Origin of the sequence: Prevotella veroralis (assembly GCF_018127765.1) — a bacterium.
Taxonomy (GTDB): domain Bacteria; phylum Bacteroidota; class Bacteroidia; order Bacteroidales; family Bacteroidaceae; genus Prevotella; species Prevotella veroralis.
Map to the genome: position 1 here is coordinate 1133444 of NZ_CP072330.1, position 13613 is coordinate 1147056.

The following is a 13613-nucleotide window of genomic DNA, read 5'->3' on the forward strand; positions in this document are numbered from 1 at the left end:
TCTGATACGTTCTTAATCATTATATCTCTTGTTCTTTCAGCTTTAAGATTTGTTTTTGATGTATTTGTTCAATCAGTATTTAATCACTATCTTTGTATCTGATTAGTATAGAAGAGATTGATAAATGAGAACGATTGAACTCCTTGCCCCAGCCAAGAACCTCGAATGTGGAATAGCGGCTATTGATCATGGAGCAGATGCCATATATATTGGTGCCTCTCGATTCGGGGCACGCCAATCGGCTGGTAATAGTGTTGAGGATATTGGTAAGTTATGCGAATATGCTCATCGTTATGGCGTCACGGTTCATGTGACCATCAATACGATTATCTATGATGAAGAGTTTGAAGAGACGCTTGCCTTAGTACGTGAGTTGGTGAATGTTGGCGTTGATGCTTTCCTTTTGCAAGACATGGGATTGATGAGTAAAGTGAGGGAAATCGTGCCTGATACGATAGCTCTCCACGCCAGTACACAATGTGACACACGTACATGGGAGAAAGCCCAATGGTTGAGCGAGCAGGGTTTTGATCGTATTGTTTTGGCTCGAGAATTATCAGTTGAAGAAATCAGTGAGATACATAGACGTTTGCCTAATCTGGAGTTAGAGACCTTTGTGCATGGCGCATTATGCGTGAGTTATAGTGGAATCTGTTATGCCTCACAATATTGTTTTGGGCGTTCAGCCAATCGTGGTGCGTGTTCTCAGTTCTGTCGTTTAGCGTTTGACTTGAAGGATTCAGACGGGAAAACCATAGAACACCAGCGTCATCTTCTCTCATTGAAGGATATGAGTCAGATAGATAATCTTGAGGCACTAATGCGTTCAGGGGCTTGTGCTTTTAAGATAGAGGGAAGACTGAAAGATATTAATTACGTAAAGAATGTGGTCTCGGCTTATAGCCAACGCATTGATGAGATTATCCGCCAACATCCTCGTGAACTCCGTCGTGCCTCTTTAGGGCGTGTGGCTTATTCGTTTACGCCTAACCTAAAGAAGACCTTTAATCGTGGATATACGAGCTATTTCTTAAATGGTCGACAGGCTGATATCTTCTCCCCTGATACGCCAAAAGCCTTAGGCGAGTTTGTAGGTACGGTGAAAGAGATTAGGCGTGATAGTTTTAATGTGGCTGGTACGTCAAGTTTTGCTAATGGCGATGGATTGTGTTTCTTGGGGAGTGAACAAGAGGACAAGAAGGCAAGTAGACAAGTTAATGGTTCCAATAACTCGTCAACTCGTCAACCCGTCAACTCTCCAATAGTCCTCCATGGTTTTCGTGTGAATCGAGCCGTGGGTAATCGCCTTTATCCCTACAAGATGCCACATGGCTTAAAGCCTGGTATGGCATTGTATCGTAACCAAGATCAAGCCTTTGATAAGGAGTTGAGTGGAACTACGGCTATCCGTAAAATACCTATTGTAATGACTTTCAGGCTTACGGATAATGGCTTTATATTAAAGGGGAAGCTCGTATCTAGTGATGGTATGGAAGATATATTAAGTGCTGAAACACTTATTAGTTTCGACCATCAACAAGCCCAGAAACCTCAGCATGATAATATCGTTCGTCAGTTGACAAAACTCGGAAACACGGCTTATGAATGCTCGGATGTTAGACTTGAAGATGGGGTGGAGCAATGCTTTATTCCTAGTAGTGTACTTGCTGATTTGCGTCGTGCATTGATAACAAAATTAGACAAGAAGATACAGGAAAGAAAGCGTATCACCATTCACAGAACGACAAGATTGGATAGAGATAAGGCTCAATCCTATAAGTTTGTGAGGGAGGCTAACCCTAGTCAATATCAGGCATACCCTTACCTTTATAATATCTCTAATGATGTCGCCCGTAAGTTTTACGAACAACAAGGATTAACGAAACCCGATGAGGCTTTCGAGAATCAACACCCACAAGGTGTACAAGTGAAACGTGGACAAGTGGAGGATGCTTTATTAATGCAATGCCGTCATTGTATTCGTTATTCGTTAGGCTATTGTGTGAAACGTGGAGGAAAGAAACCCACATGGCGTGAACCTCTCTTCTTAGAGCTCCCCGATAAGCGTAGATTCCGTTTAGAGTTTGATTGCAAGGATTGCCAAATGAATATCCATCCAGATGTAGAGTAAGTGTGTTTCATCTAACCTTTAACCCCAAACATTCTCACAATATGCGAAGATATTATCCGATATTGATCGTCTTTCTGTTTAGTGTGATACTCATGATAACAGGCTGTTATCATAAGAAGACCCCCTCTTCCTTCCGATTACCAGATAGTATTCAAGAGGCACAGATTACGCGTAAGCTAGAAGCGGGAGGCGACTCGCTTTCAAAGCAGAAAGATAGTACGGAGGATGATTGGCAAGGCTCTATAAGTGGGGCTGACTCGCTTTCTTTCCGTGTAAAGCACCACTATTCACAAGGCTTTAACTTTGTGGTTAGCTCTGATTCACTTATGCTTATACGCCAACAACCAGAAGAAGCCGTGAGCCATCGTTTGAAGACTGATTCGTTTGCCGTGCATGAGGGAAAGAGCATTGTCGTGGTAGATATTCGTATTCTTCCTGATGACAAAAATGATTCTGTATGGGTGCAGATAGCGACTGAAGATTACGCCTTTGGTTGGATTCACGAAGGACGTTTGTTGAAGCAAGTGATACCTGATGATCCTATTTCCCAGTTCATCTCCACCTTCTCCAACATCCACTTGCTCATCTTTATGATTATTATTTCTATCATAGGCGTGGGCTATTTGGCACGTAAGATATTAAAGCGTAATGCGCATATTGTTCACTTCAATGACATCAATTCATTCTATCCAACATTGTTAGCAGTAGTAGTGGCATTATCAGCAGCATTCTATGCAAGCATACAACTTTTCACACCTGAAACGTGGAAGGAGTTCTATTTCCACCCTTCTCTCAATCCCTTCTCTCAACCCCTATTGCTCAATATCTTCTTATGTTTAGTATGGGCAATGCTGATCATCGCCATAGCTACTATAGATGATGTGCGCCGTTTATTAAAGTCGGGCGATGCCATACTCTATCTTAGTGGGTTAGCCGCCGTATGTGCCGTTAATTATATCATCTTCTCTGTTCTCACCTTATATTATATAGGTTATTTCCTACTTGTCGTTTATATCTATTATGCCTTCTGGACATATTTGCGAAAGAGTAGTGAGACTTATTATTGTGGGAATTGCGGGACGCGCTTACACCGTAAGGGTCGTTGTCCACATTGTGGCGCGATGAATGAATGAGTAATCCTAATAAATTAGGATTGTGTGGTATGTATATTCTCTCTATCTTTGCAAAGTGAAATAATACTTAAACGTAAGAAAGCGAAAAGATATGTTTAAATGCCAGTTTAGCTTAGCTCTGTTGATGGCGACAGGTATGTCGATAGGAGCTCACGCAGATAATACCATAGCAATAGGTGATACCTCTCGGGTTTATGATATTGATGAGGTGTTGGTGATTAATCAGCCGAAAGAGATTTACCGACTCCGCCAACAGCCTTTGAGTAGTACGTCTTTTGATGGAAGCCAACTCCTGCAATTAAATGTGCAGGATGCTCGCCATCTATCCACCTTTGTTCCGTCATTCATTATGCCAGAATATGGAAGTCGTTACACTTCCTCTATTTATATGCGTGGTATCGGCTCACGGGTGAACTCGCCAGCTGTTGGGATTTATGTTGATGGAATGCCAATATTGAATAAGAGTGCTTTTAACTTCCACACTTATGATATTGACCGTGTCGACGTATTGCATGGCCCTCAAGGAACGCTTTACGGAATGAATACCGAAGGCGGACTCATTCGTATGTATAGTCGTAACCCATTCCTGTATCAGGGCACAGATGTTAGGCTCTCGCTCGGAACGAAGCTTTTGCGCAAGATAGAACTCAGTCACTATCAGAAGCTCGATGATAAGCGTGCCTTCTCTTTGTCAGCTTTCTATGGTGGACAGAATGGGTTTTTCCGAAACCAATTTGACGGAAGTCGTGCCGACCTTATCAATGAGTTCGGAGGCAAGGGGCACTTCATGTGGAAAGCATCAGACAGATGGATGTTTGATTGGATAGCCGACTATCAATATACTCACCAGAATGGGTTTCCTTACGGACAACTCGTGACTAAGGAGGAAATTGCATCTGCACCCCTTACCTCGCCCTTATATGCTATGAAGGCTGGCACACAAATGCCCAATCAGAACAGACAGAGTTATTATCGACGTAACATATTGAATACAGGAATGGGAATCAAGTATGCTGGCAATGGATTTGACGTGAATAGCATGACTTCCTGGCAATTCCTCCATGACAATATGCTAATGGATATTGATTATCTCCCACAAGATTTCCTCCATCTTACCCAGCGTCAGCATGGTAACACACTCACGGAGGAACTATCAGTTAAGAGTAACAGATCAGGCAGATGGCAATGGACTTTCGGTGCCTTTGGTTCTTATCAATGGTTGAAGACGATGGCGCCCATCTACTTCGATAAGGATATGAATACAGCCCTGTCAAAGAAGATAACGGACTATGCTTATAACGGGATGCTCAATGCTATGGCGCGTGGTATGGTGCCTAGTTTCATAGCACGTGGTATGTCTGAAGAGGCGGCTATGCTAGCGGCTCGCACACTCGTAGCTGCGAATATTGCACGTGCGGGAGGCGTTTCCATTAATATGACGATGGATCCTGTACCAGGCGTTTTCCGTACACCAACATTTAACTTTGGCGTCTATCATGAGAGCAATATCGACCTCACCAATCGCCTAAGAGCGACGCTTGGCTTGCGCTATGACTATTCGCATGTGGCGATAGACTATGCGACTTCAGCTCGTGTCGCATTGCAAGAGCACGTGTTAGGCGTGAATATTAATCCTGTAATCACATCAACGTTGAAGCACCATGAAGGCAATCACTTCAAACAATTACTACCGAAGGTTGGTCTTACTTATCGTTTCGATGACGGGAGTAACCTATATGCCACATGGTCTAAGGGCTATCGTGCTGGCGGATACAATTTCCAAATGTTCTCTGATATATTACAGGCAGAGACATCACAAGCCGCACAAAAGGCACGTGCTGATGTCGATATTCAGCATGATGAGGCCTATTATAAGCGAATTGCTAAGACGATAGAATATAAGCCCGAGACTAGCTGGAACTATGAGGTAGGTGCTCACCTCAACCTCTTGGGACATCAAATTCATCTTGACCTAGCAGCTTATTACATGCAAATCCGTAATCAGCAACTCTCGGTAATGGCTGGTAATTATGGTTTCGGACGTGTAATGACAAACGCAGGTCGTAGTCATTCGTGCGGCTTAGAGGCGACACTTCGAGGTGGAGCGCTTGATAATCGTTTGTCTTATGCCCTTAGTTATGGCTTTACAAGTGCCCAGTTCGATGAGTATTCCGATTCTATCGCTGGTGGCAATAAGGTGAATTACAAAGATAAGAAAGTGCCTTTCGTCCCACAACATACCTTGGGTGCAAGTGCTGACTATCGTATTGACATTGACCCAGCCGCCTTGCTAGACCCTTCTAACAGCTTCCATTTGCGTAGTGTGACTCTTGGTTTGAACCTTTCTGCACAAGGTAAAACCTACTGGGATGAACAGAATACTATCAGTCAGAACTTCTATGCCGTCTTAGGTGCACATGCTGATGCCGACTTCGGGCAATTACATATCAATTTATGGGTACGCAATCTGACGGATACAAAGTATAATACATTTGCTGTTCAAAGTGCTGCTACAGGTAATAAACTCACCTTTGCTCAACGCGGAACGCCATTCCAGTTAGGTGTTGACCTTAGTTATCGGTTCTAAGGAAGGGGGCAAGTAGATGGAGCGAAAGCTTGTTCGATACTAAACAGTTAGTGAATATCAATAAATACGGAGGTACGTTTTTACTAAAACGTACCTCCGTTTCGGTTAAAATAGAGGTACGTTCTTAGTGAAAGCACTTATCCCAATATGAGAAGCCATGATTTGATAAAGGGAAGAGGATACCTTGGAGGAGAACATCTCTCCTCTGCCTCCTATCGTATCAAGCAGTATCATCGGGGTGATATTGGAGTATCATCAGGGTGATACTGGAATATCATCAGGGTGATACTGGAGTATCATTAGGGTGATACTGGAATATCATCAGGGTGATACTGGAATATTATTAGGATGATACTGGAATATCATTAGGATGATACTGGAGTTCCATTAGGATAAAACTAGAATAGAATGTATGGATTGACGGAAATACATGTGTGTTAGGGAGTGTTGACACATAGGTGTTATTCGATTATATCATACGACTGCAAAAGACACCCTTTATTTCCTCCTATCATCTATCCCATCAGATACAATGCCTCAATGTAGGGACAGACGCCCTCGTCTGTCCACCTCACAATCCTGATGTAATACGAAACGCCATTCTCCTATATAGAAGGTTGATCATAAAAAGCAGGACAGACGGAGGTGTCTGTCCTACCTTTGTGAACACACTTCCAATTGGTGAATGCGTTTCTCTGATACTAAGTAACCGATTATCTCAGAAACAAGATAGAATGTAATGGCAATTACCCAATTAGTTCTCTTCTAATATTATCGCACTTTACTCCCATTTAAGCGAACGCTGAACGATGTCCCTTTCTCCGTACTTATATACTCTGGGGCGTATGCACATTGAGCCGTGATGGTGCCCGTCGTATAAGTTCCTGAACGATCAAGATAATACTCCTGTTCTATTACATGCACGCCCTTTGGTAACATTCCGATGAAGTAATTGGTTTGGTTATCCTTAATATCTAAGTAATAGCTACAATAGTTGCCATAGGTATAACCACTTGTCTTATCGACGGGCTCCATACATGCCGCACGCTTATCTACAACCTGTACGAAGTCGAGATCACGAGATGTGGTGAGGGTTATGCGCACCTTTACATGACTGCCCACACGTAATGGACCAGCCTGCAAGGGAACTATCTCACGTTTAACTTGTAGTTCACCAGTAGGAATCTGAATATCTTTTGAAGGTTGAATAGATTGGACATAGATAGCACCAAAGCCAATATGAGTAGCTGAAAGTGGTTGGGTATAGAGCTTTGACAACGAATCCTTAGGCTTCTCATTCACCCATAAGTAACCATCGCCAGATATGGAAATATTTCTCATTGTCTTTAGCTTATCGGCATCAAAGCGATAAGTTTGTGTACCGCTAACGTCACTCATATCAGCGAATGGTTTATCTGCTAAGAAAGCGTAGATTGCATTCGCACTATTTATGGTCGTCAACCAGTATTGTGTTCGCTTCTCCTGCAAGAGCCATTGTTTCATTTGGGCAATCGTAAGACGATCTTCTGGCGTTATCATTTGTAGGGCTTCAAGAGCCGACACGTGGGATGGAATCTTGTAATCAAGCCATGAATACCCAGCACGCTGACTATCATAATAACGTCCTTTGAGTTGGTCATAAACCGTGTATTGCTTCAACGTCTCTACGAGCTGGCGGGCTTCTTTTTGCTCACCATAGTGATAAAGAAGAATGGCTGATTGTGCCAACGAATAGATATCATACGTGGAGACGTTTTTCTTTAAACTTCGTATAAGTTCTTTACCATGTTTTGTGAGCGTCTCCTTTGCGCCTCGCCCATCTAATGCGCGTAGGTAAAGTTCCTCTAAGTCGGTCTTTCCCTGTGCTAAATAATGAAAACCTTTCTCCATCATCTCATCAATAGCTCGCTGGTGCCCAATCATAGCGTTAAGGCGAACAAGGAGTTCCATGACGGTCTCAGTGACCCACCGATTACCCGACATTCCCTTAAACCAAGTCCATGAGCCATCTGATTGTTGGAGTTCACGCAATCGTTCTGTCAAGTCTTTCTCATATTCCGACATCTTTGATTCGTTTAGGAAATCGACTAAAGCCAACTTCTGTTCGGTTTCTTTTTTTGCCGTCAAAGTCCACGGAGTTTCTTGTAAAGACAGGGATTTTAATTCTTCATTTTTTTCAAGATTTGATGTAAGATGTTTTCTTTCCACACTATCTCTCACCTCAAACAAATTTGGATGAGCCTTTGCCAATTCATGCCCCAGCCTTGTCGTATAATACGCCATAGCCTGACAGATCGCACATCCATCCACAGGATGAGTGTAAGCGTGTAAGGCATCAATAATCATTGTCTCGGGATGCTTTGTATATTCCACCCGCAGGCAAGGATAGATACCCTTATGCTCACTATTTGTCGGGAAGAGCTGATGGGGGTGGAATGTCAGTTTTTCATTACCAACAAGTGTAAAAGGAATTGCTTGTGTAATGAGTTCTTTATTATCTAACACAGGGAGATAATGCTGTTCGCCATCACTCATTTTTCCATCTGTCACGATCACTTTACAAACGAGCAAGGAGGGCGTATTATTCATTGCTGGGGTATAAGAAAAACTTACCACCTGCGTACTATCACTCTTCAGTTTGAAGGCTTGTGTCTCTGAATAGATGACCTTCTCATTCTCTGCATTGAGGAGGAGGAGGGTGGCTTTTCCATCTATATTTTTATCTGACACGCTAAATATTTTCGCACTCATACTTGCCTTATCTCCTATTCGAATGAATCGAGGGAGGTTAGTTTGAACCATCAGGTGTTTACGAGCCAATATCGATGAGCGAATCAATCCATACTTCATGTCTTGGGTATGTGCCAAGCCCATGAATTGCCAAGAGGTTACGCTCTCTGGTAAGGTGAAATTGAGCGTGACATTCCCCTCTGTATCGCTCATCAAATTAGGATAGAAGAAGGCTAATTCCATAAAATTTTTTCTTATCGGAAGATTTGTCAAATGTTGTAATTCTTCAGGGGAAAGAGTCAAAGTAGAGCTTGTCCTTTCTTCTGGGATATATATAGGAGAAATGGGGGCACGTGAGCCATAAAGGGAGGAAACATTCTTTACAATGGTCACACTTCCTGTAAGAGATTCTTTCTTCACAGAGCTATAACCTCTAACAACTACCTCCTGGAGTTGGTCACTGTTTTCTTTCATGGTCATATCCAATCGTGAACCATAGACCTTACGCACAACACTCTGCATACCAATATATGAGAACTGGAGCGTCTCGCCATAGTGCACCTTCAATCGGTAATGCCCATCAATGTCGGTCACAGTGCCTAATCCACTTCGTTCGCATGACATGACAGTCGCCCCTATGATGGGTTCTCCATCTTCACCAACAACCTTACCTTCTACGATAAATTTTGCACCTCCAGCCAGTCCCATATCTAAGGAAGGATAATTGTAAGTGATTGAGGGTGAGTGAGAATAAATGCTCATATAATAGGATAATAGCTTGTCCATTCCTAACCATTCGGCACGAACCTCGGTTAGACGATCACCCAATGAGAACTTCCATTGATTCTCGGCAATCCTATCTAAAGCCCTGTCATAAAGTGTCGCCATTAACTGGGCACGCACAGGGTGACCATCGGGGGTAGAAACTTTCAACCTCCATGTTTCTTTATCTCCTGGCACGAGTCTATCACGGAAAGTGGTCCATGAGAGATTCAAATTTTTATCATCGAGCCGACGATTAATCGTTTGATAAAAACTAAGGAATTGACCATCTACATAGTAAGCATAACAAATGGTCATACCATCTCCATATTCTGGACGATAACTAAATGTGCGACTGACGATGGTATCGCTCAATTCTAAGGTTCCATTTTCTAATGTTTTTTCAGGGGTAAAGATGGAATAAAGCACGTGGATATTTCTCTTGCTCGTGCCGAAATAAACTTTTACAGAGGAGCTATCACCTTCTCCAAAATCAGAGCCTGTGGCATAGAACCACCCATTCATCTCTTCACACGGACGCTTATCATTTTCATCAAAGAGAATGAACGAATAACGAGCCGTATCACCTTCACAAGTCGCTATGAGCTCATTCCAACCTTTCTTTACATTTGCAGGCAAAGGTAGGGTGATAACACCGACAGAACGATTATCAGATTTGTCCGAAGGTTTCAATGTATATGTATCACTGGTTTCACAAGATTGAACATCACTTTCATAGCCTTTCAACCAATACTTAACTCGACCTTTCTGTAATACTCCACACCTATTTGTAAGCAAGAAACAGAGTTGGGGCAAGTGATGAAGTTCTACTCGATAATCGCCATCTGATTGAATCGTAAGATGAGCCCGTTTGTCATCGGCATAGACGGTATAATTAAACGTCTGTTGTTCACCAGTTCCATCAGTAATCGTACCATTGATTGAGAAGAAATTACGTGACACACCAGTCCTTACTGAACTATCGAGTTTCATTGGAATCAAGAATTGCCCTCTGTTATCAGTAAAGAGTGTATCTGGCTTTGTATTAGATAGATAGGTTCTGTTTACAATCACCCTCGCACGTCTTACAGGTTCACCCATCAGGTTTTGAGCCTTACCTTCTAGCGTGATACTATCGCCTAAAGCATAGTACATTGTTGGTTTGGAAATCTCAATGGTGAATGTGGGGCGTTTGTATTCTTCCACACGGAAGGAAGCCACATTCCACCCTACCCCTATCGTATAAGCGCCATTGAGCGTTTTATTAGGTAAGGTGAAAGAGGTGTGTGCCGTGCCATAATCATCCGTAAAAATACTGACAGAATCAAGGATTTCTCCTTGTGGATTACGCAAGTATAGTTTTGTAAGTGCATTACTCCAAGCCTTTGTTTTTGTATGATTTATTTGATGACGTATAACCCCCACGTGGACAATCTGACCAGGTCGATAGACTCCTCTGTCAAGAAAAATATTCATGCGTGTGGTATCTGCTTTGTCAAGATCATAATCACTCAATCGGTCCACATCAATGGGAGGAAGATGAGAGCCCTCTGGCGTAATAACATATAAGAAGGTGGAATCTTCATAATCATAGAGACGTAATTCTCCCTGACCATTTACGGCTATCGGTTTCCCCTTATCCAACTGGATAGAAGCATTGTGAATGGGCTGATTGTCTTTTGCTCGCACGATTGCCAAACGAAGTGTATCACCAGCTTGTGGAAGGCTCATCAATCGAATGTCACTAACGAAGAACATTGTTCGCTCACCTATCGTCTTAGGATTCGTATTCAATTCAAGAAGATACATACCAGCCTTGAGTTTTGGTAATTTAATTTCGTCTCGATACTGACGTAAACGATTGGTATTTGTCAAATTATATGTCTTTGAAAAGCATTTCCTACTATGCATCGTTTCATGCTCCACCATATCGTCTATATCATTGTCTTCCCAATTAAGATTCTTCTCTTCAACTTTTCGTACAATTACCTTTACATTGTTTACATTCTTATACACCAATGTAAGCGTTCTCTCTTCATCAGTAGACCAAAGAGAACGCTCTTGGGCAAGAGATAGAGAGGAACGTGTCATATCAGATACCATTTGTCGAAGAATATTGACACGAGGATAAGAAGTCCACTGACGAATGGCTCGCTCGGCATTAGCCAGTAAAACACTATCATTCACAAGTCCGTATTCTCGCTGGAGCTGACAATAGAGGATTGACGCCTCAGCCCCCTCCTTAATGTCATGATAAGCCTGTGCAAGAGAATCTAACTGATGAAGATAATTTGACTTTAAAAGACTGGCTTTATCCGTTGGAGCATTTTGTTTTAATCTCTCTAGGGCTGTAAAAAAGGTGGCTGGTCGATTACCCACATGCGAATAATAAGAATTGAGCGTGGAGAAATCACCCAAAGTATAGCCTATTATATGCAAGAGATCATAATGAAAATACTTGTCAATCGTGTTCCCCTTTGTTTTCACACGTGTGTGTGCCAAGAGTTCGGGATGAGCCAAAGCAAGTTGAGCATACGCTTGCCCATCAGGGCTATCACTTTGCCCCAATGCACAAAGTAATGTACTATAAATGGAGGAAAGTACAGGCTCATTCCTACGCACAAGTGCTTCACGTTTTTTCAATCGTTCGGCATAAGGCAAGAGACTATCTGGAGCCCAATTCATCGTCACCATTCGGCGTTCAACGCCAGCATTCAGAAGGATGTCATATCGCTTTTCGTGTTCAGCTTTTAGCATTAGATTGTCATACGCTCGTATTGCATCCTGTGGTTTACTTTGTGCAATACTTTGCGCATTATTCCACATTTGTTCAATCTTCTGTGCCTTTAGTCCGAGGGAGAGGAACAGGAACATGCACAATAATAGGCTTATCGTCTTTCTCATACTCCACCATCTTGATTATATACGCAAAGATAGTTATTTTATTCAAGAGTGACAAGTGAACAGGTAAAGAAGTGGACGAGTGAACAAGTGAACAAGTGAATAGTACTAATAACTCGTCAACCCATCCACTTGTTCACTCATTCACTTGTTTACTTACATTATTAATCGTATCTTTGCGAATATAATGAGATTGAGAAGAATATTAAACAATAGAATATGAATCAAACAAAGAAAATCCTTGTTTACTTAGGTTGTATTGCGTTTACTATCTTAGGCGTATGGCTTCTTACCATAGATGACACCACCACAATGTATTCCCCTTGGAAACTAAGAGTTGCTGGCATCCTCTCCATCATCTTCTTTGGTGGAGGCGGTTTGTTTATGGCTTATAAAAAGATAAAGCTTCTCATAAACCATAAGAAAGAAATAGAATTTACAGATAGAGGGCTTTCTATCTGTGGAGCTGAGGAAATATTATGGGAGGAGATCACCGACTTCTCCCTAATACGTTTTAAAGGTAACAGGTTAATAACCATCCAGATGAAAGACCCTGAAAAGGTTATCGCAAACGAATCTTCATGGATAAAACGCAAGACTATGGGGTATAACCTCAAGACTATCAACGCCATATACTCCTTCCCTGCCTATATGATGGATGGGCGAGCTGAAGAAGCACTTTCATTATGCAAACAGAAGTTGAAAAAACATAAATAATATAACAAATAACACTATTCAAACCCTCCTCCCTTTGGGAGGAGCTGAAGGTGGGTATTAGCTATGCATGATATTATTGGAGGCTTTATAGGCTTAACATTGGTTCATATAGGTGCTGCACTTCGCTTCGTTTATCATCGCTTTATTATCAGAGACAAATATAGTTATCATTCTCTGATAACAGAATCGCCAGTGTTTGATTGCTCCAAAAAATCATACAAAGAACAATTCAAGAGATGGAAGCAGAGACAAACTCAACGTAATCAAGCATATGATATAGACCTGGATGAGGAACAACAACAAATACTCGAAATGTTTCTCAAAGAAGGTCGAAATAAGAAAGAGATAATACGAGGTATGATTGAAACTGGCGAATTAAAGCTAATAGATATTGACATTTACCCTCGTAACCCTGAATACTTTTCCAATCGTGTCCTTGATGGTATCATTGGTTTATGCTTCCTTATCATATTAATCTTTATCATTCACTACATCTAAATCAAAAGAATATGAGCGATAATCTCTTCTGCTATTACCCTCCTCCAACTCCTCCCGAAGGGAGGAGGGATGATTACTCCTATCTGCTATAAGACAATACCCACTTCACTATTCTAGCCCTCCTCCCTTCGGGAGGAGTTGGAGGTGGGTATTA

At 42.0% G+C, this 13613-nt stretch carries 6 protein-coding genes; 5 read left to right on the forward strand and 1 reads right to left on the reverse strand.

The features are described 5' to 3' along the window. Positions 1-124: 124 nt before the first annotated feature. The 3 genes from J5A55_RS04795 (at position 125) to J5A55_RS04805 (ending at position 5851) form a co-directional block, all read left to right on the forward strand. Positions 125-2131 carry a peptidase U32 family protein gene (locus tag J5A55_RS04795; protein WP_004383383.1) on the forward strand — a complete coding sequence of 669 codons (2007 nt, stop codon included), beginning with the start codon at positions 125-127 and terminating at the stop codon, positions 2129-2131. Between the two features lie 41 nt (positions 2132-2172). Further along, a complete protein-coding gene (locus J5A55_RS04800; RefSeq protein WP_004383384.1) occupies positions 2173-3264 on the forward strand; it encodes a zinc ribbon domain-containing protein in 1092 nt (363 codons plus the stop codon). A gap of 91 nt (positions 3265-3355) precedes the next feature. Next, positions 3356-5851, forward strand: a complete 2496-nt coding sequence (locus tag J5A55_RS04805; RefSeq protein ID WP_004383385.1) for a TonB-dependent receptor — start codon at positions 3356-3358, stop codon at positions 5849-5851. Positions 5852-6622: 771 nt separating this feature from the next. Here J5A55_RS04805 and J5A55_RS04810 read toward each other — a convergent pair. Next, entirely contained in the window at positions 6623-12247 is a 5625-nt protein-coding gene (locus tag J5A55_RS04810) for an alpha-2-macroglobulin family protein (protein ID WP_234396078.1), read from the reverse strand. A 216-nt stretch (positions 12248-12463) separates the two neighbouring features. On the opposite strand from J5A55_RS04810, the gene J5A55_RS04815 reads away from it, so the two are divergent. Then, the gene (locus J5A55_RS04815; RefSeq protein ID WP_004383389.1) at positions 12464-12961 is read left to right on the forward strand and encodes an STM3941 family protein; all 498 of its coding nucleotides are present in this window, start codon (positions 12464-12466) and stop codon (positions 12959-12961) included. A gap of 63 nt (positions 12962-13024) precedes the next feature. Further along, a complete protein-coding gene (locus J5A55_RS04820) occupies positions 13025-13459 on the forward strand; it encodes a hypothetical protein (RefSeq protein ID WP_004383390.1) in 435 nt (144 codons plus the stop codon). Positions 13460-13613: the final 154 nt, after the last annotated feature.

Coding starts and splice junctions, on each gene's coding strand:
- J5A55_RS04795 (WP_004383383.1), top strand. CDS start 125: ATGAGAACGATTGAACTCCTTGCCCCAGCCAAGAACCTCGAATGTGGA.
- J5A55_RS04800 (WP_004383384.1), top strand. CDS start 2,173: ATGCGAAGATATTATCCGATATTGATCGTCTTTCTGTTTAGTGTGATA.
- J5A55_RS04805 (WP_004383385.1), top strand. CDS start 3,356: ATGTTTAAATGCCAGTTTAGCTTAGCTCTGTTGATGGCGACAGGTATG.
- J5A55_RS04810 (WP_234396078.1), bottom strand. CDS start 12,247: ATGAGAAAGACGATAAGCCTATTATTGTGCATGTTCCTGTTCCTCTCC.
- J5A55_RS04815 (WP_004383389.1), top strand. CDS start 12,464: ATGAATCAAACAAAGAAAATCCTTGTTTACTTAGGTTGTATTGCGTTT.
- J5A55_RS04820 (WP_004383390.1), top strand. CDS start 13,025: ATGCATGATATTATTGGAGGCTTTATAGGCTTAACATTGGTTCATATA.